General features: G+C 41.0%; 27 protein-coding genes, 1 pseudogene and 2 riboswitches. Of the genes and pseudogenes, 27 read left to right on the top strand and 1 reads right to left on the bottom strand.

Annotation, left to right across the window (positions count from 1 at the left end; translation table 11 throughout):
- Positions 1-8: 8 nt before the first annotated feature.
- The 18 genes from A33I_RS14410 (at position 9) to A33I_RS20630 (ending at position 16,706) form a co-directional block, all read left to right on the top strand.
- Positions 9-1,190, top strand: a complete 1,182-nt coding sequence (locus A33I_RS14410; RefSeq protein WP_012960358.1) for an acetyl-CoA C-acetyltransferase — start codon at positions 9-11, stop codon at positions 1,188-1,190.
- A gap of 48 nt (positions 1,191-1,238) precedes the next feature.
- Complete coding sequence (locus A33I_RS14405) at positions 1,239-3,023, top strand: acyl-CoA dehydrogenase family protein (RefSeq protein WP_022629046.1); 1,785 nt, start codon at positions 1,239-1,241, stop codon at positions 3,021-3,023.
- Positions 3,024-3,542: 519 nt separating this feature from the next.
- Positions 3,543-3,710 (top strand): hypothetical protein, encoded by a 168-nt coding sequence (locus tag A33I_RS20905; RefSeq protein WP_012960356.1) that lies wholly within the window; start codon positions 3,543-3,545, stop codon positions 3,708-3,710.
- 36 nt (positions 3,711-3,746) lie between these two features.
- The gene (locus A33I_RS14400; RefSeq protein ID WP_012960355.1) at positions 3,747-4,103 is read left to right on the top strand and encodes an arsenate reductase family protein; all 357 of its coding nucleotides are present in this window, start codon (positions 3,747-3,749) and stop codon (positions 4,101-4,103) included.
- A 124-nt stretch (positions 4,104-4,227) separates the two neighbouring features.
- A complete protein-coding gene (gcvH, locus tag A33I_RS14395) occupies positions 4,228-4,617 on the top strand; it encodes a glycine cleavage system protein GcvH (RefSeq protein WP_022629045.1) in 390 nt (129 codons plus the stop codon).
- Positions 4,618-4,725: 108 nt separating this feature from the next.
- Complete coding sequence (locus tag A33I_RS14390; RefSeq protein WP_012960353.1) at positions 4,726-4,962, top strand: YusG family protein; 237 nt, start codon at positions 4,726-4,728, stop codon at positions 4,960-4,962.
- A 121-nt stretch (positions 4,963-5,083) separates the two neighbouring features.
- The gene (locus tag A33I_RS14385) at positions 5,084-6,358 is read left to right on the top strand and encodes an MFS transporter (protein WP_022629043.1); all 1,275 of its coding nucleotides are present in this window, start codon (positions 5,084-5,086) and stop codon (positions 6,356-6,358) included.
- 71 nt (positions 6,359-6,429) lie between these two features.
- Positions 6,430-6,542: riboswitch (SAM riboswitch) on the top strand.
- 175 nt (positions 6,543-6,717) lie between these two features.
- Complete coding sequence (locus A33I_RS14380) at positions 6,718-7,743, top strand: methionine ABC transporter ATP-binding protein (RefSeq protein ID WP_012960352.1); 1,026 nt, start codon at positions 6,718-6,720, stop codon at positions 7,741-7,743.
- Positions 7,736-8,404: a methionine ABC transporter permease gene (locus tag A33I_RS14375; RefSeq protein ID WP_012960351.1), complete on the top strand. Its 669-nt coding sequence runs from the start codon at positions 7,736-7,738 to the stop codon at positions 8,402-8,404. The genes A33I_RS14380 and A33I_RS14375 overlap by 8 nt, the downstream gene beginning before the upstream one ends.
- A 13-nt stretch (positions 8,405-8,417) precedes the next feature.
- Positions 8,418-9,272 (top strand): MetQ/NlpA family ABC transporter substrate-binding protein, encoded by an 855-nt coding sequence (locus A33I_RS14370; RefSeq protein WP_022629042.1) that lies wholly within the window; start codon positions 8,418-8,420, stop codon positions 9,270-9,272.
- 108 nt (positions 9,273-9,380) lie between these two features.
- On the top strand, positions 9,381-9,767 hold the full coding sequence (locus tag A33I_RS14365) for a carboxymuconolactone decarboxylase family protein (RefSeq protein ID WP_012960349.1): 387 nt from the start codon (positions 9,381-9,383) through the stop codon (positions 9,765-9,767).
- A gap of 219 nt (positions 9,768-9,986) precedes the next feature.
- On the top strand, positions 9,987-10,136 hold the full coding sequence (locus tag A33I_RS21590; protein ID WP_180316873.1) for a YuzK family famiily protein: 150 nt from the start codon (positions 9,987-9,989) through the stop codon (positions 10,134-10,136).
- Between the two features lie 250 nt (positions 10,137-10,386).
- Positions 10,387-11,172 (top strand): Fe-S cluster assembly ATPase SufC, encoded by a 786-nt coding sequence (sufC, locus tag A33I_RS14360; RefSeq protein ID WP_012960348.1) that lies wholly within the window; start codon positions 10,387-10,389, stop codon positions 11,170-11,172.
- Between the two features lie 85 nt (positions 11,173-11,257).
- Positions 11,258-12,565: a Fe-S cluster assembly protein SufD gene (sufD, locus tag A33I_RS14355; RefSeq protein WP_022629041.1), complete on the top strand. Its 1,308-nt coding sequence runs from the start codon at positions 11,258-11,260 to the stop codon at positions 12,563-12,565.
- Positions 12,565-13,785, top strand: a complete 1,221-nt coding sequence (locus A33I_RS14350) for a cysteine desulfurase (protein ID WP_022629040.1) — start codon at positions 12,565-12,567, stop codon at positions 13,783-13,785. The genes sufD and A33I_RS14350 overlap by 1 nt, the downstream gene beginning before the upstream one ends.
- On the top strand, positions 13,775-14,212 hold the full coding sequence (sufU, locus tag A33I_RS14345) for a Fe-S cluster assembly sulfur transfer protein SufU (RefSeq protein ID WP_012960345.1): 438 nt from the start codon (positions 13,775-13,777) through the stop codon (positions 14,210-14,212). Before A33I_RS14350 ends, sufU begins: the two co-directional genes overlap by 11 nt.
- 54 nt (positions 14,213-14,266) lie before the next feature.
- Positions 14,267-15,664 (top strand): Fe-S cluster assembly protein SufB, encoded by a 1,398-nt coding sequence (gene sufB / locus A33I_RS14340; RefSeq protein WP_012960344.1) that lies wholly within the window; start codon positions 14,267-14,269, stop codon positions 15,662-15,664.
- 742 nt (positions 15,665-16,406) lie between these two features.
- Positions 16,407-16,706, top strand: a complete 300-nt coding sequence (locus A33I_RS20630) for an ArpU family phage packaging/lysis transcriptional regulator (RefSeq protein ID WP_152976480.1) — start codon at positions 16,407-16,409, stop codon at positions 16,704-16,706.
- Between the two features lie 49 nt (positions 16,707-16,755).
- Here the strand turns inward: A33I_RS20630 and A33I_RS14325 are convergent, their stop codons facing one another.
- Positions 16,756-17,331, bottom strand: coding sequence for a hypothetical protein (locus A33I_RS14325; protein WP_022629037.1), 576 nt, complete (start codon positions 17,329-17,331; stop codon positions 16,756-16,758).
- Between the two features lie 751 nt (positions 17,332-18,082).
- Between A33I_RS14325 and A33I_RS14320 the strand changes: the two are divergent.
- The 9 genes and pseudogenes from A33I_RS14320 (at position 18,083) to yunB (ending at position 26,305) form a co-directional block, all read left to right on the top strand.
- Positions 18,083-18,412: pseudogene (locus A33I_RS14320) on the top strand (HNH endonuclease).
- A 1,038-nt stretch (positions 18,413-19,450) separates the two neighbouring features.
- Positions 19,451-20,299, top strand: a complete 849-nt coding sequence (locus A33I_RS14315) for a DUF72 domain-containing protein (protein WP_022629033.1) — start codon at positions 19,451-19,453, stop codon at positions 20,297-20,299.
- 44 nt (positions 20,300-20,343) lie between these two features.
- A complete protein-coding gene (locus A33I_RS14310) occupies positions 20,344-21,168 on the top strand; it encodes a sulfite exporter TauE/SafE family protein (protein ID WP_022629032.1) in 825 nt (274 codons plus the stop codon).
- 13 nt (positions 21,169-21,181) lie between these two features.
- Positions 21,182-22,552: a bifunctional metallophosphatase/5'-nucleotidase gene (locus A33I_RS14305; RefSeq protein ID WP_022629031.1), complete on the top strand. Its 1,371-nt coding sequence runs from the start codon at positions 21,182-21,184 to the stop codon at positions 22,550-22,552.
- Between the two features lie 81 nt (positions 22,553-22,633).
- A complete protein-coding gene (locus A33I_RS14300; protein ID WP_022629030.1) occupies positions 22,634-22,945 on the top strand; it encodes a YunC family protein in 312 nt (103 codons plus the stop codon).
- A gap of 148 nt (positions 22,946-23,093) precedes the next feature.
- Positions 23,094-24,194: an HD-GYP domain-containing protein gene (locus A33I_RS14295; RefSeq protein WP_022629029.1), complete on the top strand. Its 1,101-nt coding sequence runs from the start codon at positions 23,094-23,096 to the stop codon at positions 24,192-24,194.
- A gap of 15 nt (positions 24,195-24,209) precedes the next feature.
- Complete coding sequence (locus A33I_RS14290; RefSeq protein WP_022629028.1) at positions 24,210-25,004, top strand: thymidylate synthase; 795 nt, start codon at positions 24,210-24,212, stop codon at positions 25,002-25,004.
- Positions 25,001-25,486: a dihydrofolate reductase gene (locus tag A33I_RS14285; RefSeq protein ID WP_022629027.1), complete on the top strand. Its 486-nt coding sequence runs from the start codon at positions 25,001-25,003 to the stop codon at positions 25,484-25,486. The genes A33I_RS14290 and A33I_RS14285 overlap by 4 nt, the downstream gene beginning before the upstream one ends.
- A 72-nt stretch (positions 25,487-25,558) precedes the next feature.
- Positions 25,559-26,305, top strand: coding sequence for a sporulation protein YunB (gene yunB, locus A33I_RS14280; protein WP_022629026.1), 747 nt, complete (start codon positions 25,559-25,561; stop codon positions 26,303-26,305).
- A gap of 68 nt (positions 26,306-26,373) precedes the next feature.
- A riboswitch (Lysine riboswitch) is annotated at positions 26,374-26,550 on the top strand.
- Positions 26,551-26,660: the final 110 nt, after the last annotated feature.

The raw sequence follows: 26,660 nt of genomic DNA, 5'->3' as shown, positions 1-26,660 counted from the left end.
ATACGATAATGAGAGAAGCAGTAATCGTTGCTGGCGCTCGTACGCCAGTCGGAAAAGCAAAGCGTGGAACTTTAGCAAATGTGAGACCCGATGATCTTGGTGCTCTTACGATAAAAGAAACATTAAGACGTGCAGAAGGATTTGATCCAGCACAAATAGATGATGTGATTATTGGCTGCTCAATGCCAGAAGCAGAGCAAGGAATGAACGTCGCAAGAAGCATCTCTGCTCTTGCGGGACTTCCTAACACAGTACCAGCTATTACGATAAACCGTTACTGTTCATCAGGTTTGCAAAGTATTGCTTACGGGGCTGAGCGCATTATGCTGGGCCACTCAAAAGCGATCATTGCAGGCGGTGCAGAATCAATGAGTATGATCCCAATGGGCGGGCATGTCATTGCTCCTAACCCTACGCTTGTTGAAGAACAGCCTGAGTATTACATGGGTATGGGCTATACAGCTGAAGAAGTAGCGAATCGTTTTGGCATCAGCCGCGAAGATCAGGATGCTTTCGCTGTAGAGAGTCATAAGCGAGCAGCGGCTGCGATTGAAGCGAATCGTTTTGCTGATGAAATTGTACCAGTCGATGTTACGCTTCGTGCAGTTGGACCTGACAATAAATTAAAAGAGAAAAAGGTTGTATTTGATACAGATGAAGGTGTTCGTCTTGATACAACGCTTGAAGGTCTTGCGAAACTTCGTCCGGCTTTCCATCCAAAAGGGTCTGTAACAGCTGGGAACTCGTCACAAATGAGTGATGGCGCAGCGTCGGTTCTTCTTATGGACCGTGAAGAAGCAGAAGCAAGCGGCCTGCAGCCGCTGCTTAAGTTTAGAAGTTTTGCTGTTGCAGGTGTTGCTCCTGAAATTATGGGGATCGGCCCGGTAGAAGCGATTCCTAAAGCTCTTAAACTAGCAGGTTTAGACATTTCTGATATTGGATTATTTGAATTAAATGAAGCATTCGCATCTCAATCACTTCAAGTTATTCGTCATTTAGAGCTTGATACAAATAAGGTGAATGTCAACGGAGGAGCCATTGCTCTTGGCCATCCGCTTGGATGCTCTGGTACAAAGCTGACGCTGTCATTGATGCATGAAATGAAGCGCCGCGGCGAGCAGTTTGGTGTTGTAACGATGTGTATTGGCGGCGGTATGGGTGCTGCTGGTGTGTTTGAATTAATTGGTTAATTAATAGGTGACAATTATTAGATCACATATATTAAGGGAGGAATTATGATGAGTAACACAGCAGAACGTGTCGTAAAAGGCGGGAGCTTCTTAGTAGAGGATATTGAGGCAGATAAGGTCTTTACTCCAGAGGACTTTACAGATGAGCAGATTATGATCGGCCGTACAACGGAAGAGTTTGCGGTGAAAGAAGTCGTACCTCATCTTGAAAAGATCGAAAACCACGAATTTGAGCACACAGTAAGGCTTTTAAAGCAAGCTGGTGAGATCGGACTTCTTGGTGCTGATGTACCTGAAGAATACGGCGGTTTAGGACTTGATAAGATCAGTTCATCTCTAATCTCTGAGAAATTTGTTCGCGGCGGTGCATTTGGATTAAGCCACGGCGCACACGTTGGAATCGGGTCACTTCCAATCGTATTTTTTGGAAATCACGAGCAAAAATCAAAGTACCTTCCTGGCCTGGCAAGCGGTGAAACCATTGCTGCTTATGCACTAACAGAGCCAAGCTCAGGTTCTGATGCTCTAGGTGCGAAAACAACTGCTGTTCTAAACGAAGCAGGAACGCACTATGTATTAAATGGGGAAAAACAATGGATTACAAACTCTGCCTTTGCTGATGTCTTCGTTGTTTATGCAAAAATCGACGGTGAGCAGTTCACAGCATTTATCGTAGAAAAAGACTACGAAGGCGTTTCAACTGGTCCAGAAGAAAAGAAAATGGGGATCAAAGGATCTTCTACTAGAACACTCATCCTAGAAGATGCACTAGTTCCAAAAGAAAACGTACTTGGTGAGATCGGCAAGGGCCATGTCATTGCCTTCAATATCCTAAACGTGGGTCGTTACAAGCTTGGAGTAGGCTGTGTAGGAAGCTCAAAGCGTGCGTTAGAGCTTGCAGCTAAATATGCAAACGAGCGTAAGCAATTTAAAACACCAATTGGGAAATTCACTTTAATCCAAGAAAAGCTTGCAAACATGGCAACAGCAACATATGCTGCTGAAAGCTCCATCTATCGTACGGGCGGATTATTTGAAGAACGTCTTGGCGGACTATCTGATGAAGAGCAAAAAGACGGCCGTGCCGTTGCTAATGCAATTGCTGAATATGCGATTGAGTGTTCTTTAAATAAAGTATCAGGTTCTGAAACGCTTGATTATGTAGCCGATGAGGCTGTTCAAATCCACGGCGGTTACGGCTTCATGGCTGAATACGAAGTAGAGCGCATTTATCGTGATTCTCGTATTAACCGTATCTTTGAAGGTACAAATGAAATTAACCGTCTTCTTGTACCAGGTACGATCATGCGTAAAGCTATGAAAGGCGAGCTTCCTCTTCTTCAAAAAGCAACAGCGCTTCAAGAAGAGTTAATGATGATGATGCCGCAAGAAATCGGTGACTCGCCTCTTGAACAAGAGAAATACTTGCTTGGCATGGCTAAGAAAATCTTCTTAATGGTAGCTGGTACCGGAGCTCAGAAGTATCAACAAAAGCTTCAGCACGAGCAAGAGCTTCTTTCAAATGTGGCTGATATCGTAAGCGAAGTCTTCTCTATGGAGTCTGTGATCTTACGTACAGAAAAGCAAATGAATAAGTCTGGCGAAGAAAAAGCAGCTCAAAAGCTTCGCATGACACAAGTGTATTGCCAAGAAGCATTCAACCGCATTGAAGCTCATGCGAAAGAATCATTAGTAACTATGGAAAGCGGAGATACTCTTCGTACGATGCTTTCCATCCTGCGCAAATTAACGCGCCACACGCCAATTAATGTAGTAAGCATTAAGCGTGAAATTGCAGCGGAAGTTCTTAAAGAAGAACGCTACGTTGTTTAATAGTTACGACTGTTAGTCCAATTACGTTAACCAATTTTGGGGCTTAACCGCCCCAAAAATTATATAACTCCTTTCTTATGAAGCATTCTCCTCTCTAGTACAAAAAAGCCCTGGAAGCGGGCTTTTTTGTCGTTAGTGCGGGAAGTGCTCGGACCAGAGTGGAAAGAGCGGAGTCCCAGGCAAAAGAGACACGATGCAGACCGGCGGATCGATGCAGACAGGCGCAATTATGACGAAGGTAGATACAATTGTTCTTCAGAATGACGCAATCAGTACCTGAACCGGCGCAATAAAGAGCAACTGACGCAATACACCGCTGCACCGACGCATATATCACTCTGAGCAGCGCTATAAACGCTCAGACCAGCGCAAATCAACGCCGCACCGACGCAATTGCCGCCGTGAGCTTTCAGTACTTGCCCCCATTCGGTACTATCAGCCCCCTCTAAACTTCCAGAATCGTTTCGGCTCATTCGTAGCATCCTATAATCAAATTTAACAACAAGGGAAGGGATTACGATGAAAAAGCAGCCGAAGATTGAGTATACAGGACCATTAACTGGAGTAGAGGAGTTTGCGACGGATCTTACAGAAGATACAACTCAAGCAGCCATTCAGCAAATGTGGGAAAGTGATATAGATGATCATGAGCGTAACAGTTGTAGAAATAGAAAAAATAAGCAATAATGACGTAAAGTATCCAAGCAGGAGAGGAGTTTTTTTATGTTAGTAACGTTTTATCATTATCCGAAATGCGGGACATGCCGTAAAGCGAAGAAGTGGCTCGAAGAAAATGGAGTTGAATTAAACGAAGTACATATTGTAGAATCACCTCCTTCTAAAGAAGAGCTTGAATCATTTTATAAAAAAAGCGGACTTGAGCTTAAGAAATTTTTTAACACAAGCGGTCAAAAATATCGTGAGCTTGGCTTAAAAGATAAGCTGGCAGATATGAGTGATGAGGAGAAACTTGAGCTGCTTGCTTCTGATGGCATGCTGATTAAGCGCCCGATTACAACGGACGGCAATCTTGTCACGGTAGGCTTTAAAGAAGAGCAATTTGAGCAAACATGGAAATAATCCTATACAAAATCACGTTGATCATGACACATTAAGACAAAATCTTTCGACTAAGCATTTAGTTTATATGGCAAAAAAGGTATAATAGAGTGAGTATGTACCAAATTGATGGAGGGATTATCACATGAGTGCAAATGTACCAAAGGAATTAAAGTATTCAGAAGAGCATGAGTGGGTGAAAGTTGAAGACGATAAAGTACGTATCGGAATTACAGACTTCGCTCAATCAGAACTAGGAGATATCGTTTTCGTTGAGCTTCCTGAAGTTGGAGACGACATCGAAGCAAACGAGCCTTTCGGTAGTGTAGAATCAGTTAAGACTGTTTCTGAACTATATGCACCAATTAGCGGGAAAGTCGTTGAAATCAACGAAGATCTTGATGATTCCCCTGAATTTGTAAACGAATCACCGTATGAAAAAGCATGGATGATCGTTGTTGAGCCTAAGGATTCAAATGAAGTGGACAAGCTGATGAACGATTCTGAGTATGCAGAAATGATCAGCGAAGATTAATCATTTTAGAGAAGGAGGAACCTGCCTCCTTCTCTTTCTTTTTCCTTGAGTAGAACACACCGTGCGGCATACACTATAGCTACACCATACATTTGGAGGGGAAACGGTATGGATTTAGTAAAAGTGGATGTGACAAGCAAGGTAAAAGGAAAGTATGAAAACGGCCATATGAACCTGTATGTGGATGATGCTCGCATCGGACAAGTAACGGAAACAGAAGCGGGCTTGCAGCATATTATGAGTGCTGGATATGTATTTGAAGAGGATAAAGTATATAGATATGAACAGACCGACCCTAACCAAGTGACTTCCTATGTAGACAGCTGTGAAGAGGGCTGGTGTTAGAAGAACTGGTGTTAGATGATGTAAGCTTTTCGTCTGAAAACTTTGACGAAAGGCTTTTTATTTTGGGTGAAATCGACTATTATATTTAGGGGATCGAAATAATGAAAAGGTGATGGTCGATATGGCGCGTCTTATGGGAGACTGGTCAAGACAGCTTAAATCATATAATCGAAATGTGCGTTTGTTTCTTTTAGCCTCTGTCCTAGCTAATATTGGGATGGGGATTTTTATGGTTATTTATAATTATTATATACGTGAGTTAGGCTATGTTGATCAAGTCAACGGCAGAGTCATTGCGATGCAGGCTATGGCTAGTGCGATTGCACTTTTGCCTGCTGGCTTGTTGAGTGATAAGATCGGCCGAAAGAAAGTCATCTTGTTTGGAGCCGTTTTTGCAGCCGTCAGTCTTTTACTAAGAGGGGTGCTGACAGCTGAAACACTTCTATTAGCAACTGCTTTTATGACAGGACTTTTTATGGCGTTTATCCAAGTTTCTTCTATTCCACTCCTTGCGGAAAATTCATCTGAAAAAGAACGGGTGCACCTGTTCAGCTTTAACTTTGCTCTTATTATGGTAGCAAACGTAATCGGAAACACATTAGGCGGGACGATGTCTGATTTATTTCATAATGTATTTGGCCTCGCCATGTTAACAAGTGTACGAATCACCTTGTTGTTTGGGGCAGCATTATTTTTTATAGCGTTAATTCCAATTTTAAAGATTCGTGAGGAACAAAAAGTCCGCAAAGAGAAAACAGGAGCAAGCTCTCTAGGGAAGTTATTTACGACACATCGTTCCAGTCTGAAAGTGATCGGACTTTTCGCTGTAGCTAACTTATTGATTGGCTTTGGATCTGGTCTCGTTATCCCTTACCTGAATCTCTATTTTACCGACCGCTTTGATGTAAGTTATTCGGTTGTCGGTATTATTCTCTCTTTAGGCCAGGCAATGACGGCGATTGCGCTAATGATCGGTCCAAGTGTCGTGCGAAGAGTGGGTGAAGTAAAAGCGGTGGTCATTTTGCAGCTGTCCTCCTTGCCGTTTCTTCTATTAACTGCCTACACAGAAATATTGTGGGTTGCTGTTATAGGTTTCTTATTTAGGCAGGCATTAATGAATGCAGGGAATCCAATCCAGATGGCATTGATGATGCGGAAGGTAGATGACTCGATGAAAGGTCTTGCTAACTCAGTGGGCCAGATGGTGTTCCAGCTTGGCTGGGCGGTAATGGGTCCTGTTTCAACTACCCTTGTAATGATTCATGGTTCCTACTACGGGTATGCGTATGTATTCACGATCACAGCAAGCCTGTATCTCATCGGTTCGGTCTATTTTTTTCTAGTATTTAGGGAGAAAAAAGAAGCGGAAATATCTTCTTCAAATGTTTCGGCATAAAATCGTTGACAGCTAAAAAACCCGCGTGCTATGATGCATTCATGTAAAAGCGAACGACAACAACTTTATATCTCTTATCGCGAGAGGTGGAGGGACTGGCCCGATGAAACCCAGCAACCACTAAGTCATATGTTGACCTAGAAGGTGCTAATTCCTGCAAAGCATGAGCTTTGGTAGATGAGAGAAGGGATAATGAATTTACGCCTTTCTGTTCATCATAAACAGAAGGGCTTTTTTATTGTGTATGAGTTTGTCGTACGTTAGAGTTAGGAGATCCTCATCCTTTCATGCTTTACTAAATAACTTCAGTAAAGCTTAAAACGTGGTTTGGGATTTATAGAGAAAGTAGGGAGTAATTAATGATTTCACTTCGATCGATTCGTAAACGATTTGAAACGAAGAATGGCACCGTTCATGCCGTCGATGGCGTTGATTTAAATATCGGCGAGGGTGAGATATTCGGTGTGATTGGATATAGCGGCGCAGGTAAAAGTACGTTAATTCGTATGTTAAATATGCTTGAACGTCCAACAGAAGGAGAGGTTGTTGTAGCTGGCAAAAAGCTTTCAGCACTCTCAACAAAAGAATTAAGAAAAGCCCGTCAAGAAATCGGGATGATTTTCCAGCATTTTAATTTGCTTTGGTCGCGTACGGTGCGAGATAATATCGCGTTTCCTCTTGAAATTGCAGGTGTGCCAAAAGCCAAACGTGAACAACGAGTGAATGAGTTAATTGAGCTAGTAGGGCTTAAAGGACGCGGAGACAGCTATCCATCGCAATTGAGCGGCGGACAAAAACAGCGTGTCGGTATTGCACGTGCGCTTGCTAACAATCCTAAGGTGCTGTTATGTGATGAAGCAACATCCGCACTAGATCCTAAGACGACAGATTCGATTTTGGACTTGCTCGTTGATATTAATCAAAAGTTAGGCTTAACGATCGTGCTGATCACACATGAAATGCACGTCATTCGTAAAATTTGTCATCAAGTGGCTGTGATGGAAGCCGGTAAAGTAGTTGAGCAGGGACCGGTGCTAGAAGTATTCCGTAAGCCAAAAGAAGAGATGACGAAGGAATTTGTTAAGCAAATTACAGAGCCTGAAGAAACGACAGATGCGATTAAGCAATTACTCGCAGATCACCCTGAAGGTAAAATTGTTCAGTTAACCTTCGTCGGTGAAGAGGCGGAAAGCCCATTAATTACGCAGCTGATTCGCTCATTTGATATTGAAGTAAATATTGTGCAAGGAAAGATCACGAAGATCCAAGAAGGGTCATACGGGACGTTATTTGTTGCTTTAAACGGAGAGACTGATGAAGTCGAGCGCGCGATTGCCTTTATCCGCAGCAAGAAAGTGGAAGTGGAGGTGATCACGTATGAATGATCAATTTCTAGCTGATGTGAAATGGGACCGCTTATGGGATGCGACGCTTGAAACGCTCTATATGACGTCTATTTCTGTCTTTGCTACATTTGTACTTGGACTCATTTTAGGATTAGTTCTTTATCTGACAGCCAAAGGGAATCTATGGGAGAATTATCTTGTTAACGTGGTGGCAAGCTTTATCGTTAATATTTTTAGATCAATCCCATTTATCATATTAATTGTTTTATTAATTCCATTTACAAGGGCCCTGACAGGTTCGATGCTTGGGGCAAATGCAGCGCTTCCTGCATTAATCATTGGAGCTGCCCCGTTCTATGCGCGTATGGTGGAGATTGCCCTGCGTGAGATCGATAAAGGGGTTATTGAAGCGTCACAATCAATGGGAGCGAGCAACTGGACAATCATTCGGAAAGTTTTAATTCCTGAATCCTTGCCAGCACTTATTTCTGGAATCACCGTTACAGCGATTGCACTTGTCAGCTATACAGCGATGGCAGGGGTCATTGGTGCAGGCGGTCTGGGCCATTTCGCGTACCTAGAAGGATTCCAGCGCAATAACAGCGAGATTACTTTGGTAGCAACAATCGCAATTCTATTGGTCGTTTTTGTGATCCAGTGGATTGGTGATTATTTTACAAATAAAACAGATAAACGGTAGGGGGAAAAGAGAGATGAAAAAGTTTTTAAGCGTAGTAGCAGCTGCAGCATTGTCTGTATCATTAGTGGCATGCGGCGGTGCAGAGGAAGAAACAACAGATAACGAAGCTGGTGAGGGTGCTGAAGGTGAAACAACGACATTAACAGTCGGTGCTTCTGCTGTACCGCATGCAGAAATCCTTGAAGCAGCACAGGAATTGCTTGCTGAAGAAGGCATTGACCTTCAAGTCCAAGTTTTCCAAGATTACATCTTGCCAAACCAAGCGTTACGTGATGGCGACATCGATGTGAACTATTTCCAAACGCCTGGTTATTTAGCAATGCAAATTGATGAGAACGACTATGACTTTGTCAGCGTTGGTGCAGTCCATGCAGAACCAATCGGTGTGTACTCTAAAGAATATTCAAGCCTTGATGAGCTTCCTGAAGGCGCGTCAATTATTATGAGTGATTCAATCAGTGACCACGGCCGTATTCTGCCGATCTTTGAGCGTGCAGGCTTAATTGAGCTAGATGTTGAAGAAGGTCAATTAGCAACAATCGATGATATTTCATCTAATCCGAAGAACTTACAATTTGGTTCAACTCAAGTAGAAGCTCGTATGCTTGCTCCTTCATTTGAAAGCGGCGAGGGTGATGCTGTTGTCATCAACACAAACTACGCTCTTGAGGGCGGAGTAGATATTGAGCAATACGGAATTGCATTTGAAGAAGAAGATGTACTTCAACCTAACCTGATCGTTGTTCGTGCAGAAGATGAAGAGCGTCCAGAAGTACAAAAGCTTTTAGAAGTTCTTCAATCTGAAGAGATCCAAAACTTCATCAACGAAGAGTATAATGGAGCTGTTATTCCTTTAACTGAAGAATAAGATGAAAAACAGATAAAGAGCGCCTAAATGGCGTTCTTTTTTGTATAAATGAATTCCTGAAATCGAATACTACCTTTGAAGTGGATTCAATTTTAGGAGGGATGAATGATGGAACAGCAGCAACAGCAGAACCAAAGTGCAGTTGAGATGGCACTACTTGAATATAAAGAAGGATTAGGACACTTCACAGAGAAGATGCCTGATATTGCTAAGAAATATAATGCGTTCACAGAAGCATGTTTTGCAAAAGGCAAGCTTTCTCAAAAAGAAAAGCAAATGATCGCACTTGGTATTAGTGTATTTTCACAAGATGAGTATTGTATTATTTATCATACAAAAGGATGCCTCGACCAAGGCTGTACTGAAGATGAAATTTTAGAAGCAGTGGGCGTTACAGCAGCATTCGGCGGCGGGGCAGCGATGAGCCAGGCTGTCACTCTTGTCCAAGAAGCAATGACCGATCTTAGCGGCAAAGGCAGTCAGATGCAGCAGTAAATTTTTCAAATATTGGGTCAAGTCGAAAAACGGTGGAAATAAGAGTTATCGTGTTGGTAAGTTTTCTGACAATGGCATAGGTGATCTGATAACCTGTAAAGGAACCTCAGCCTCTTTTTTGCGCTTTGGTCAATTAAAGCGTTCATGTTAAGATACATGTATCAAAAGAGAAGGGATTGATTCATTATCCAGTCATTAGACGCTGCGTATACGAGTGATATGGAAAAGGCAATGCATTCTGCACATGGAGTAGGTTATGAGGAATACAACCGAAGCCTCGATAAAAGAATGGAAATTGAGAGAGCTCGTGATAAAGAATACAAACGCTGCAATGAAATGGTAAGGGAATTCAATCAACACCATCTATAAGTTCTGTTAGGATAGAATAAAATGACATAAGGGAGTGGCCCATAACTGGCGCCGCTCCCTTTGTGTATGAACCAATCTATATTATAATGAAGAATGTTGCGTGAAACGCAATTGTACATACTAGTCTCGTTACCTTGAACTTATGTTGGATTTGTTATAAGATTGTAATGAGAATAGATTGAGAATAATTCGATTTAATCATCGAAATCACACTGCTTGTTATAAGCAAGATAAATTGGAGGTCATAAAGATGTCAGCACCATTCTTAAAAATCGAGAACTTACACGTTTCAATTGAAGGAAAGGAAATTCTTAAAGACTTCAGTATTGAAATTAACGGTGGAGAAATCCACGCAATCATGGGACCAAATGGTACAGGTAAATCAACTTTAGCTTCTGCAATCATGGGTCATCCGAAATATGAAATCACAAGCGGATCTGTAACAATGAACGGTGAAGATGTGCTTGAAATGGAAGTAGACGAGCGTGCACAAGCAGGTCTATTCCTAGCGATGCAATATCCATCTGAGATCAGCGGAATTACAAACGCGGACTTCTTACGTTCTGCTATTAATGCAGGCCGCGAAGAAGGTGATGAGATTTCTTTAATGAAATTCATCCGTAAATTAGATGAGAAAATGGATCTTCTTGAAATGGATCAACAGTTTGCACAGCGTTACTTAAATGAAGGATTCTCTGGCGGTGAGAAGAAGCGTAACGAGATTCTTCAATTAATGATGCTTGAGCCGAAGCTTGCAATCCTTGATGAGATCGATTCAGGTCTAGATATCGATGCACTTAAAGTCGTATCAAAAGGTGTTAATGCAATGCGTGGTTCTGAGTTTGGATGTCTAATCATCACTCACTACCAACGTCTTCTTGACTACATCAAGCCTGATAAAGTACACGTTATGATGCAAGGCCGTATCGTGAAATCTGGTGGTTCTGAATTAGCTGAACGTCTTGAGGCAGAAGGTTACGACTGGATTAAAGAAGAACTTGGCATTGAAGACGAGCGCGTAAACCAAGAAGCTTAAGTCAGTCTAGTTTTATCTGCAGTGCATGATTTGCACAGCAAGAAAAGAAGCAAATGAGCGAATCAACAGTAAAGGGTGGGTATGTATGTCAATCGAGACAAAAGTAACGTTCGACAAAGAACAGATTCAAGCATTCTCGGATGGACGCAATGAGCCGGCATGGCTTAAAGACATCCGTTTAAAAGGAGCAGAGCTATTCGATACGCTTGAGCTCCCTAAACCTGATAAAACAAAAATCGATAAATGGAATTTCACAGCAGCTAACTACAATCTTGCTGAAGTAAAAGCAGCGGACAATGTAGCAGCACTTGCTGAAGGAATCCGTAACTTAGTTGGCGATGAAGATAAAGTAGATAACCTTCTAGCACAGCAAGACGGTTCTACGGTTTATAAGAAGGTCTCAAAAGAGCTGACAGATAAAGGCGTTATTTTCACAGATCTTGCTACTGCACTAGAAAAGCATGAAGATCTAGTGAAGAAATATCTTTTCGGTGAAGCTGTTCAAATGGATGAAAACCGTCTAACAGCTCTTCACGCTGCATTATTAAACGGCGGTACGTTCATCTATGTGCCTCGTAATGTAGATGTAGAAGTACCGCTTCAAGCTGTATATGCATTTGGTGCAAAGGATGCTGGTTTATACAACCACGTCATCGTCGTAGCAGAAGAGAATAGTTCAGTAACATACGTTGAAAACTATGTTTCGTTATCAGAAGATGAGGCGGTAGCTAATATTGTGGCAGAGGTTTATGCAGCACAAGGCGCAAAAGTAGCGTTCGGTGCAGTTGATAATCTTTCAAGCAATGTAACAACCTATGTAGTACGTCGTGGACACGTTGAGCGCGATGCTCGTCTTGAGTGGGCACTTGGTCAAATGAACGACGGAAATACCGTATCAGAGAACACGACTCATCTTGTAGGTGACGGTTCTTGGGCTGACACTAAGACTGTAACAATCGGTCGCGGCAGCCAAAAACAAAACTTTACAACACAGATCTTCCATCACGGAAAGCATTCTGAAGGATATATCTTAAAGCATGGTGTTATGCGTGATGCTGCAACAGCAATCTTTAACGGTATTACGAAGATTGAGCATGGTGCAACAAAATCAAACGGTGAACAGACTGAGCGCGTTCTTATGCTAAGTGAAAAAGCTCGTGGAGATGCCAACCCAATTCTTCTAATTGATGAAGATGATGTAACGGCAGGTCACGCAGCTTCTGTAGGCCGTATTGATCCGCTTCAAATGTTCTATCTAATGAGCCGCGGTATTCCGCGTAAGGAAGCAGAAAGACTCGTTATTCACGGTTTCTTAGCTCCTGTTGTGTCACAACTGCCGATCGAGTCAGTGAAAGAGCAATTGCGCGAAGCAATTGAAAGGAAAGTTCTGTAATGAATGTAGCTGAGATCAAGAAGCAATTTCCGATTCTTGACCAAAACGTAAACGGCCACCCTCTCGTGTACCTTGACAGTGCAGCGACTTCTCAAAAGCCGTTGTCTGTCATTGAAAAGCTTGATGATTATTATCGTCGTTATAATTCTAATGTACACCGTGGTGTGCATACACTAGGTACGATGGCGACAGATGAATATGAAGGAGCACGTGAGAAGGTTCGTTCGTTTATTAATGCTTCCTCCGCTGAAGAAATTATCTTTACTAGAGGAACAACAACAGCTCTGAACCTTGTTGCCGGAAGTTATGCGAGAAGCAATTTATCGGCTGGAGATGAAATTGTCATTACCCCGATGGAGCATCACAGCAACATCATTCCTTGGCAGCAAGTGGCTCGTGCAACAGGTGCTACGTTAACGTATTTACCTCTTCAAGCTGACGGAACCATTGATCTTAAAGATGTAGAGGAAACGATCAGCGAGAAAACAAAAATAGTATCGATCATGCAAGTATCAAACGTACTTGGAACGATCAATCCAGTAAAAGAAATTGCTGAGATTGCCCATCGCAACGGGGCTATCATGGTTGTTGACGGGGCGCAAAGTGCTCCTCATATGAAAGTTGATGTGCGTGATCTTGACTGTGACTTCTTCGCATTTTCTGGTCACAAGATGGGTGCACCGACTGGAATCGGAGCATTGTATGGTAAAAAAGAGCTTTTAAACAATATGGAACCGATTGAATTTGGCGGAGAAATGATCGACTTCGTTGGACTGCAAGAATCAACTTGGAAAGAGCTGCCTTGGAAGTTTGAAGGCGGGACTCCGATTATTGCAGGAGCGATCGGCCTCGGTGCTGCGATTGATTTTCTAACTGAGATCGGTCTTGATGAAATAGAAAAGCATGAACATGAACTAGCAGAGTACGCACTTGAGCGCTTGTCAGAAGTAGATGGCATGACTATTTATGGACCAAAACATCGTGCAGGACTTGTTACTTTTAATTTAGATGATGTACACCCGCATGATGTTGCAACTGTTCTAGATGCGGAAGGAATTGCTGTTCGCGCAGGTCATCACTGTGCTCAGCCGCTTATGAAATGGCTGGATGTAACTGCAACGGCTCGTGCAAGCTTCTATATTTACAATACAAAAGAAGATATTGATACCCTTGCAGAGAGCTTAGTAAAAACAAAGGAGTACTTCGGAGATGTCTTTTAATAACCTTGATACCTTGTATCGTCAGGTGATTATGGATCATTATAAAAACCCGCGTAACCGTGGTGAGTTTGATGGTGACACACTGACAGTCAACATGAACAACCCGACATGTGGAGATCGTATACAGATTCAAATGAAGTTAGAGGACGATCGTATTTCTGAAGCGAAGTTTGTAGGAGAAGGCTGTTCAATCAGCCTTGCTTCTGCATCGATGATGACTCAAGCTGTTAAAGGATTAACAGCAGAAGAAGCCATCGCAATGTCTGAGATTTTCTCAAACATGATGCTTGGCAAAGAATACGATGAAGATCGTTTTGATTTAGGTGATATTGAAGCTCTTCAAGGGGTTTCAAAGTTCCCAGCGCGAATTAAATGTGCAACTCTTGCATGGAAAGCAATGGAGAAGGGCCTAAACGAAAAAGAATAACGGCTTAGCCTTTTGCAAAAAGGGGTAAGCAACTATCTAAGGAGGGTTTCCGACATGGCTAAAAAAATGCCTGATATCGGTGAATACAAATACGGGTTCTCGGATCGTGACGTATCCATCTTCCGTTCAAAGCGTGGTTTAACTCGTGAGATCGTAGAAGAAATTTCACGTATGAAAAAAGAGCCGCAATGGATGCTTGATTTCCGTTTGAAGTCATTAGAACAATTCTATAAAATGCCTATGCCTCAGTGGGGCGGAGATTTATCTGAACTTAACTTTGACGAAATTACGTACTACGTAAAGCCGTCTGAGAAGTCTGAGAAATCTTGGGATGAAGTTCCTGAAGAAATCAAAAACACATTTGATAAGCTTGGAATTCCAGAAGCTGAGCAAAAATATCTTGCAGGTGTATCTGCACAGTATGAATCTGAAGTTGTTTACCACAACATGAAAGAAGATTTAACTGAGCTAGGTATTCTTTTCACAGATACAGATACAGCACTTCGTGAACACGAAGAGATCTTTAAAGAGCACTTCGGTACAATTATCCCTCCATCTGATAACAAATTTGCAGCATTAAATTCTGCTGTATGGTCTGGTGGTTCATTTATCTACGTGCCAAAAGGTGTTAAAACGGATACGCCTCTTCAAGCGTACTTCCGTATCAACTCAGAGAACATGGGTCAATTCGAGCGTACGTTGATCATTGCTGATGAAGACAGCTCTGTACACTATGTTGAAGGTTGTACAGCACCTGTTTACTCAACAAACTCACTTCATAGTGCGGTTGTTGAAATCATCGTTAAAAAGAACGCATACTGCCGTTACACAACGATCCAAAACTGGGCGCCTAATATCTTCAATCTAGTAACTAAGCGTGCGGTAGCAGATGCTGGTGCAACAATGGAATGGGTTGATGGTAACATCGGTTCTAAATTAACGATGAAGTATCCAGCTGTTGTAATGCGCGGTGAAGGTGCAAAAGGTACGATCCTTTCAATCGCTATTGCGGGTAAAGGACAACACCAAGATGCGGGTGCAAAAGTTCACCACTTAGCGCCAAACTGTTCATCAACAATCGTTTCAAAATCAATCTCTAAACACGGCGGTAAAGTAACGTACCGTGGTATCTGTCACTTCGGACGCCGCTCTGAAGGGTCTAAATCAAAAATCGAGTGTGATACGCTTATCATGGATAACGAATCAACTTCTGATACGATTCCATACAATGAGATCTTAAATAACAACATCACACTTGAGCATGAAGCTACGGTATCAAAGGTATCTGAAGATCAACTCTTCTACCTGATGAGCCGCGGTATTTCTGAGCAAGAAGCAACAGAAATGATCGTAATGGGCTTCATCGAGCCATTTACAAAAGAACTTCCAATGGAATATGCCGTTGAAATGAACCGTCTGATCAAGTTCGAGATGGAAGGTTCGATCGGTTAATTGTAGGAAAACCTTATAACATGGGGTTTTTTCAAGAGGATAGTTGATACGAGAATTAGCGCGTGCCTACTATGTGCCTACTCGTATCAACTTCAATATTTTCTTTTTGTGTAGGAGGCGAACTTTTTAAGTTCGCCTTCTTCTATTTTTTTGAGTGATATCTAAATAAGTATCTGCAGTAGTTTTTATGGATTTGTGTCCTAATCGTTTAGATACACACTTTATACTAGCCCCCCGGCTTCTAATAACAAAACCGCATGTGTGTGTCTAAAGCCATGAGTACCCTTATAATCGATGTTAGCCTTCTTTATTCATTTTGTAAGAAGGGTGTTTGAGGGACATTTCATTTTGAACTAATTTAAATTTCTTTAGCTCTCGAACTAATTCCTCATTTAACTGAATTTCTCTATAGCTTGATGAATTTTTCAAAAAAGTGATTATGACTTTATTGTTATTCCCTCTACTTGTCTGCTTGTCCACAATGAGTTTGTTACCTTCGATATTTTCCCATTTCAAAGCTAGAGCTTCTAATTCTCAATCCAGTCTGACTTAGGAAGTATATAAGCATGAAATAAAGACGATATTCTTTTAATCGTTGATATTTATACTGTTCCATATAGCGTAATAAGGTATTAAGTTCATCTAAAGAAAGATATTTTACGTTCTTTTCTATTGCTGCCTTTTCTTTAACTGGAATTTTAATTTTATTGAAGGACCTTTTCTAATATTTCAAGGTCATGTGTTGCGAAATGAAACGAGTGATCAAACTGCTCAGATTGCTCTCTATAATGCAGAACAGCAAGAGAAGAGAAAGACCTTCTGTGATCGTGTTGAAAGAGCTGTTAGGAGATTGCCACCAATGGAGCGTACATTAATTGAGGAACGTTATATGACAGCCGACTCGGATTATTTAACAGATCACAATGTCTATGCTTTTAAATTCAATCCACCAATCAGCTCTACTTACTATAATAAAATCCGTTGGAAAGCATTTTATAAGTTGGCCTTAATCTTAAATATTGCTGGAACTAAGGATATTTAAAAGGAGAATGTTAATTAGCTAATTGCTAATTAACATTCTCCTTTTTATACTACAAATATCCTAATGCTTCACAAGCTGTTTTTACATGTTTATTACTCTCCCATTTTCTACACATACCAATAGCACCAAGTCTGTATAAATCTGCTATTACCTGATTAGCGATTTGTGTACCCACATAAACAACAATTGCAGCGTAGAAAATTTTAGCTAATCTATCCGTAAAAACATTCATAATCGTAAATGCTTCTTCTTCGGTTCCAATTAACCCTAATGTCAAAGTTTCAGTATTCTCTAAGTATGTATACATATCTTGTACTTCGCTATAAGAGAAGGATTTTGTTACTAAATCATTAAGATTCTTTGCTTGTTCCTTTGTCATACTTAATTCTTGAGCAATCTTTATATCAAAGTGAAATTTTCCGTTTTTCTCATAAACGGCTTCTAAGAATGTTTGTTGAAATAAACTTAGATAATCATCATCTAATAGAATTTTAGAAGCTTCTTTAATTTCTTGACTTGTGTAATCTTCAAATGAAGAACTTGTATCTGCACTAACAGATCCCATTGAAGTGAATAACATTGCTAAGATGGACACATAAATAATTGAGAGCTTGAAAATTTTCATAATTCCTCCTATTAATTAACTTCTTTTGTAATATATTACAAAAAAATATCATAGACTATTAAATGAAAAAAATCAATAGGTTTTATGATTTGAAAAATAAATTAATGCCATACACTACTAAACCTATAAAAATAATAGAAATGGCTAATACTAGGCCGATCAAAAATTTCGCTTTGGATTCCATAGATGTAACACTCCTTATTTAAAATTAAAATTCAATGTGTTTTCCCGCAATAAACATTATTACAATAATATCCCAGTTATTCAATGATTAAAAAGTATGATATATCCATAATGTTAGGATATCGTTTTTTCTTAGTAAACTTTTTTCACTATCAAAAGGTGCATAATTATCATTAGAATAAATGGTTTATAAATAAGTTTCTGAAAAAGCATAACGTAAATTAAATTTAAAAAGAAATATTCATTAAAAGTATTTTTTGCCTTAAAACATAGTAAATTTATATTATTTGGAAATTGATTAAGGGAGACCTTAGTCGATCCGAAATACTCTTTTAAATTCGAGCGAGTATTGTTGAGAGGCGTTCCTTTGATCTGGGGAGCGTCTCTTCAAACATAAACACTCCCCCTTTCACGTCCTACATTATCCAATAAAAGGAGTTGTTTTTCTATATAATTATATACATTCAATCAAGTGTAATTAATGTATGTAATAAGTACACAAAAGAAAAGAAATAAAAGATAATGTCCTTTTTTCTCTTAAACTTCTAAACAAAAAGAAGGTGATGAAATGGCATACAAGAGCCTTGAACAAAAGAGGGCGTTCTACAAATCAAGCGCCTAGGAATTATTAAGGCAGGAAGCATTGAAGCGAGATAACTATGAATGTCAGGAATGCAAATGGCAAGGAAGGGTTCACGTTGATTCTAGGAAGGTTACTGGTGAACGTAAGAGCATAGAACTAAACGTCCATCACAAGTACGAGATCGAACACTATCTTAAACTTGCTCTTGTCTTAGACAACTTAGAAACCTTGTGCTTGAGTTGTCATAATAAAGAACATCCTGAAAAGGGATTCGGTAAGAAGAAAGTTAGCAAGTGGAATGATAAACGATGGTGAAGGATATGCCTATAAACTCATAAAAGGACGATACATAAAGATTAAAACGTTTCTAGTGTAATTTAATTTATATTCGAAGGGAAGAAAGTCTTTCTATGAGTCTTTTAAATGAGATTTAGGAGGGGGACAAGTGGAAGGGTTAATTAGATATCTTAAAGAATGCGCTATTGAAAGTTTGAAAGAAGAAATGCGGCAAGCTCTCATATATCTTAGTTCAATTAATGCCTATGCTAATGCAGCTGCTTGTGGGTATTGGTTCAACTGTTGCTTTTGGAGTTCCTTCTATTGGGTGGTTACATAAAAAAAGCAAGTAACGTTCAAGTTCGGTGAATTGGAACTTTATAAGATAGCAGAAGCAAAAGGGAATTTTTCGGAGTACGCGAAGGATCTGATCAGGAAGGATAATCATTGTGAAAAGAAGAAGAAAGATATTAAAGTCGAATCGAAGGTTTATGATGTTCCTAGAACGAAACCTAAATTGATGGTTTATTGTCAGACTGAATAAAGGAGTTATACACAAACAAAGACGGATTTATACCTCCTTGTATTTGTGCCTACTCTATAAAAGCTTATATAATTCGATAAAGAAGCAGAAGTCACAAAACCTTTATTTAAATCCTATCGCTTAGTGTTATAATTTGTTATAATACCTACAATTAATCAAGTTCGAGATGGAAGGTTCGATCGGTTAAGGATTGGATAATGAATGATACGTGCTATGCACGTAGTGAAAAGCGAATCCATCATGGATTCGCTTTTCTTTTCTACATAATAGGGCAGGTGGCAGTCTGGGCAGGCGGCAACCGGCGCAATTATGCGGTGAACCGACGCAATAGCAAGCTGAATAGGCGCGATTCTCCGGCAGAGTGACGCAATTATCATCTAGACGAATACAATTATTGTTTTAACCCGCGCATATAACTCAGATGCCGGCGCAATAAATGCCTGAAGTGACGCAAATGTAACGCGCCAAACAGCTGCACAGCCACACAGCTCGCAGCACCCATATCGATCTTCTTCAAAAGGAAGGTGAGTTCATTGATCTACATTGGATTAGCTGGATGGGGAGACCATGATGACTTATATGAAGGGACCCCTAGCAATCAAAAGCTTGAAACGTATGCTAGTTTCTTTCCTGTTGTGGAATTAGACTCTTCTTTTTATGCAGTTCAGCCCCTTCGCAACATGGAGAAATGGGTAAGAGTGACACCGTCTTCTTTTAAATTTGTCGTAAAAGCCTATCAAGGCATGACGGGTCATCAGAAAAGCTCAGAGCCGTTTGAATCGCGAGAAGAAATGTTTGCGGCCTTTAGAGCATCGCTTGAGCCGCTCCAGCGAGCAGGGAAGCTTGCAATGGTCTTATGTCAGTTTCCTCCTTGGTTTGATTGTAAGAAAGAGCATGTGGCGTATTTACGTTATGTAAAAGAGCAGTTAAAGGATATTCCATGTGCACTCGAATTTCGGAATCAGACATGGTTTACCTCAGATATGAAAGAGAGAACTCTTTCCTTTATGAAAGAAGAAAATTGGATTCACAGCATTTGTGATGAGCCGCAAGCAGGCGTAGGCTCTATCCCTGCTGTATTGCAGGCGACAAATAAAGAAGCAACATTAATTCGCATGCATGGCCGCAACCGACATGGCTGGAATGATCCAGGCAACGGCAAGTGGCGCGATGTTCGGTACTTGTATCAGTATAAGGAACACGAGTTAAAAGAATGGCAAAAGAATCTCTCCCAGCTTGAAAAAGAATCGAAGACGATCTATATGATTTTTAATAATAATTCTGGCGGGGATGCAGCAGGGAACGCACAAGAGATGATCTCGATGCTTGATATTGAATACACAGGCCTTGCCCCTAGACAATTGGACTTATTTTCGGAATAATATAGTAAAATTAATTAAAGACAGAATAAAGGAAGGTTCCTTTTATGGAGTGGATATTGCTCGTTATTGTTGGGCTTGTTGCAGGTACGTTTGGAAGCTTACTCGGGCTTGGCGGGGGAATTATTGTCGTGCCGGCCCTGTTATTATTAAGTTCCACAGTCGGTATATTAGCAGGGATCACCCCTCAAACAGCGGTTGGAACCTCGCTGTTAATTATGATTTTTACAGGCTTATCATCAACTCTTGCGTATATTAAACAGAAGAAAGTTGATTATAAGAGCGGTCTGCTCTTTTTTCTTGGAAGCGGCCCGGGTGCACTTGTTGGAGTCTGGTTAAACCGTTACCTTGAAGTGGAGCCATTTTTAATTTATTTTGGCTTATTTATGATTGTGGTTGCGATTGTATTAATCATAAGGCCATATTTAAAGCCGATCCCGTTATCTGAAAAAGGGGTTAAGCGTACATATGTAAACGATCTTGGTGAGTCATTTGAATATGGCTATCGGCCGGCTGTTGCGATCTCGATTTCGTTTGTTGTTGGTATGCTATCGGGCCTTTTCGGTATTGGCGGCGGTTCGTTAATGGTGCCGGCGATGATTATGTTATTTCATTTTCCTCCTCATATGGCAGTGGCGACGTCGATGTTTATGATTTTGCTTTCAGCGATAACAAGCTCGGTTTCACATATTGTGCTTGGTAATGTGAACTGGTTGTATGCTCTTGCGTTAATTCCTGGAGCCTACCTTGGGGGAATAGCTGGGGCTGCAATTAATAAACGATTATCCAGTAATGCGTTGTTAATAGCGTTTCGTATCTTTTTAATCATTGCCGCTATACGATTGATTTATCAAGGGATTACAGGAGCATAGGGAGGAGGAAGCGATGTCAGTAGAGAGAATTACGATTTATCATACAAATGATATTCATAGCGGTTTTGATACGTGGGCCAAGCTTGTTGCCTACATAAAGCAGCATAAGGATCCTAACAGTTTATATGTCGATTTAGGCGACCATGCAGATAGAAGTCATCCGATTACAGAAGCGACAAGCGGTGCTGGGAATGTATCTCTTTTAAATGAGGCAGGGGTGGAGTATGCAACCATCGGTAATAATGAAGGGATCACGTTTTCACATGACGAGCTTGATTCTTTATATACGAATGCACAATTTAAGGTGTTAATCAGCAATTTATTTACTGCTGAAGGCAATCGGCCGAGCTGGACAAAGCCTTATGCTATCCACCAAACGAAAAATGGGGTGAAAATTGCTCTGATCGGGGCTACTGCTCCTTTTAAGCAATTTTATCATCAGCTGGACTGGAAAATCACTCCACCGATTCAGGCGATTAAACAGTGTGTAGAGGAAGTAAGAGACAAGGTAGATGTTGTCATTGTCTTATCGCACTTAGGCTTGTTTCGTGATGAGGAACTGGCTGAAGTAGTTGAAGGAATTGATGTGATCTTAGGGGCACATACTCATCATGTTCTTGAAAAAGGGAAACGACGTTACGGCACGTTAATTGCACAAGCTGGCAAGCACGGTGCGTATCTTGGAAAAGTAACGATTGATGTCGACCTTAAAACAAAAACCGTCGCAGCCGATGAGGCTGAATTGATTGATCCGGCTTCATTATTGGAAGAAGATGATGCGACGCTTGCTTTGTTGGATCAATTAAATCAAGACTCAGAAACAGCCTTAGCCAAACATATTGCTAATCTTCCTAGAGTATTGCCTGTTTCATGGCAAGAAGAATCAGAAGCCTCGCAAATCCTTTGTGATGCGCTGACTGAATGGTGCAAAGAAGAGATTGGAATGATGAATGCAGGCGTTCTTCTTGAAACATTTACAGAAGGCCCTGTGACGATGCAGGATGTCCATAGATCGTGTCCGCATCCGATTAATCCCTGTGTTGTTGAATTAACGGGAGCAGCCCTTAGAAGCACAATTATCCGCTCTTTTAGTACAGAGATGAGAACATTGGCTTTAAAGGGATTTGGCTTTCGAGGCAAAGTATTAGGACGGATGATTTTTACTGGGATTGAAGTGGAGCTTGATAAAAATGAACAAGTGACTGAGATCCTTATTTTAGGCAAGCCGCTTGATCTTAACCAAACCTATACAATTGCAACGCTTGATATGTATACGTTTGGCCACCTCTATCCGGCCATTGCTGATGCTAAAAAGAAAACCTACTATATGCCAGAGCTTTTGCGGGACATTCTTAGTTGGAAGCTAGGACAAATTTGGGCATAACTGATGCTCACCCATTCCTTTGAAAGGTCATATCGTAATAAGGAAAACGGATGACTGGATTTGAAAAAGGAGTGGGGTAAAATGCTTGAAATGACACCTATTACTATCGAAGGCGAGACGTTTATAGCGGTCACTTTAAAGCTGCCGAAAACCAATTTTATGGCTGTCACAAATGATGTCGGCTATATTATGTGCGGAGCGCTTGATGTAGGGTTGTTAAACGATAAGCTGAAAGAGCGTAAAATTGTAGCGGGAAGGGCAGTAGGTGTGCGAACAATTGAACAGCTGCTAGAGGCTCCTCTTGAGTCAGTAACGCTTGAAGCCGAAGAGCTTGGAATTACCGTGGGAACGACAGGGAAAGAGGCTTTATTGAAAATGAAATACGATTCATAAAAGAAAGCCCTCTGGCGGCCGCTGACAAAAGGCAGCCGATCAAGGGCTTTTTGTTTTTGTCACAGAGAGGTTGTTCACAAATAGGCAGGCTTGCGGTACACTTTGTTATAGTTGCGTGTTAAATACACAAGAATCAAGGTGAACTAGTATGAGGTTAGTTTCTGTTAAGCATGTAGAGTCTGGAGCAACGCTCGGCCGGGATATTTATAATGACAGCGGCCAGATCTTGCTTTTTAAAGGAGTTGCCCTGACAGATCGTCTAAAAGCCCGCCTTGTTGATATGGGGATCTATTATATCTACATAGAAGATGAGATCACAGAAGATGTTGTCATTGAATCGGTGATTCGTGAGGATACTAGGCACAAGGCGGTTCAAACGATTAAAGAAGAGTTCAAAGCGATAAGTGTGGAAACAAAGCTGAATAAAACGATTAATTTGGACCATCTCAGCAAGAGCTTTACATCAATTATTGATACCCTTTTAAAAGACATTAAAGAAAATCAAGATGCGCTTGCTATGCTGCAGGAAGCTTATGTGCATGACAACTACATATTTACTCACTCGTTAAATGTGACGGTTTATACGTTAGGTCTTGCGATGAAGCTCGGTTATTCATCGAAGAAATTAAATGAAATCGGGGTCGGTGCCTTACTGCATGACGTCGGTAAAGTGTCCGTTCCGATTGAGGTTTTAAATAAACCAGGCCGATTAAATGATGATGAATATGAAATCATCAAGACGCATGCGATGGCAGGCTATGATATGCTGCGGGGAGTACCGAATATCCCGCTTTTAGCAGCTCACTGTGCACTGCAGCATCACGAGCGCATAGATGGAAGCGGGTATCCGCGTGGGTTAAAAGGCGAACACATTCATCAGTATGCTAAAATTATTGGCATTGCTGATGTATTTGATGCGGTCACTTCTCATCGAGTTTATAGAAAGCCGATGCTGCCTCATGAAGGGCTTGAACTGCTTTATTCCGGGGCAGGGCAGATTTTCGATAAAAAGCTTGTTGAAACGTTTCGTGAAACCATTTCGATTTACCCAATCGGACTCACGGTAAAATTAAGTGACGCTCGTATGGCGATTGTGGTCAAACAGAACAAACAAATGAGCACCCGCCCTGTAGTACGGGTATTTAACGAAAATGGGCAGCGAATTAAACATTATTACGACATTGATCTAATGGAATTTTTAGATGTGACCATCGTGGAAACAGAAGCAACACTTGCAACCGTAAAATAAAGGAGTTGAACATAAATGGATCAATATCTTGCTTTATGTGAGCATGTTCTAAAAAATGGTGAAACAAAATCAGATCGTACGGGGACTGGCACGATTAGTACGTTCGGCTATCAGATGCGATTTGATCTATCGGAAGGATTTCCGGCAATAACGACGAAAAAGCTTCACCTTCGTTCGATCATCCATGAATTATTGTGGTTCTTAAAAGGTGATACCAATATTGGATACCTTAAAGAAAATAACGTTCGAATCTGGAATGAATGGGCCGACGAAAATGGCGATCTAGGACCTGTTTATGGTAAGCAATGGCGTTCATGGGAAGGCGCAAATGGCAAAGTAGTTGATCAAATCTCTGAGTTGATCGAACAAATTAAACATAATCCGGATTCTAGAAGGCTGATTGTCAGTGCCTGGAATCCAGCAGAAATTGATGAAATGGCGCTTGCTCCTTGCCACTGTTTGTTCCAATTTTACGTAAATGATGGCAAGCTTTCCTGTCAGTTATATCAGCGCAGTGCCGATATTTTCTTAGGCGTGCCTTTTAATATTGCCTCTTATGCACTGTTGACGATGATGATTGCACAAGTAACAGATCTTGAGCCAGGTGAGTTTGTTCACACATTTGGAGATGCTCACATCTATTCGAACCATGTTGAGCAAGTAAAGCTTCAGTTAACAAGAGAACCAAGAGCACTTCCTAAAATGAAAATCAATAAAGTAGTGAAATCGATCTTTGACTTTACAATTGAAGACTTTGAGTTAACAGATTATGATCCGCATCCGCATATTAAAGGCGAGGTATCGGTATGATTTCCTACATTGTAGCGATGGATAACAAGCGTACAATCGGAGCAAATAACGATCTTCCTTGGCATCTGCCTGCTGATTTAGCTCATTTTAAGAGAGTGACTTCAGGGCATACCATTGTAATGGGGCGTAAAACGTATGAATCGATCGGCCGGCCTCTTCCAAAGCGCAGAAATGTGATCTTAACGAGAAATAAAGATTTCAACGCAGAGGGCTGTGAGGTCGTTCATCAATTAGAAGAAGTATTAGACATCGCCAAACAAGAAGAGGAATGTTTCATTATCGGTGGGGCCGAATTATTCAAGCTGTTTTGGAATGATACGGACCGGCTCTACATTACTCACATTGACGAAACCTTTAAAGGAGACACTTACTTCCCAGAAATAAAAGAAAGCGAGTGGGAGAAGGTATCCGATGAGGCAGGTACAGTCGATGAGAAAAACCGCTATCCTCATACTTTTTGTACGTATGAGCGTAAAAAGTAATCAAGCATAATTAAATAGAAGTCAATTTGTCCCCCTTTGCTGCATATAGTTTTTGCAAAGGGGGTTTTCAACATGAGATTCGGCAAACGATCGAGACCCCGGAAAGGTCCCTTGCCATTTCGCTATGTACTGCTCTTATCCTTTTTAATCTTTGTTATTTTAACCGTCCAAGGCCTTTGGATCATTGAGAAAGGAATCAGACCGACACTTGTTCATATTGCCACAACAGAAACGAGAGTCATTGCAACAAAAGCGATAAACGATGCGGTATCTAAAAAGATCGCATCAGATCTTAATCAAGAAGAGCTGTTTATTCGGGATGCTGATAATACGATTCAATTTAATACGCAAATGTACAACCGTATTCTCTCAGAAGCAACAAACCGCGTACAGCGCCATTTAAAGGCGGTTGAACAAGGCGAGGCGTTTGATGTTTCGTTTGATAATGAAGAGGCTGTCACCTCAGACGGGGGAATTATTTATACGATTCCGCTAGGGCAGGCAACAAATAATGCCTTACTTGCTCATCTAGGACCGCAAGTCCCTGTTCGTTTCTCAGCGATTGGGGATGTGAAAACGGATTTAAATTTAAAAACATTTAACACAGGCATTAATAATACGACGATGTCGGTCAATTTTGATGTCGTGGTTGATGTAAAGATTGTCATTCCTTTTGCCACGAATACAGAAGCGATTAAGACGACAATTCCAGTTGGTCTCATTAACATTCAAGGAGAAGTTCCTGAATACTACGGCGGGAACGGCGGCAGCATGATTATACCAGCACCAGGTAATTCCTTAGGCGGTGGCGATAATTAACATTGTCAACCTTGTAAAACTATGATAAGATAATTCGGCAAACTTAATATGAAGTTGCCTCATCAACATGGTGGGGTAGAGGCGCGAATGCAGATAAGTACACACTTGGAGGATGACAACGTAGAGAAGTGTGAAAAGGATCATTTGCCGAAGTGGAAAAGAGGAGTCAGACCTTTTCTGCTGGGGTTGCATTGAATAAGTGTAACACTGTCACAGTCCATAGACTGTGGAGAACTACTGTTGTGATGGGGATACCTGTGCTTATTAAGCCGATAATGGGTAGCCATTATCGGCTTTTTTTATACTCTTTTATTCTGAGTATAGGCTGCATCCCTGTATCAACAAACTCAAAAAA

Source organism: Alkalihalophilus marmarensis DSM 21297, assembly GCF_000474275.2.
In the GTDB taxonomy this organism is placed as follows: domain Bacteria; phylum Bacillota; class Bacilli; order Bacillales; family Bacillaceae_D; genus Alkalihalophilus; species Alkalihalophilus marmarensis.
This window is presented reverse-complemented; position numbering and strand designations above follow the sequence as displayed.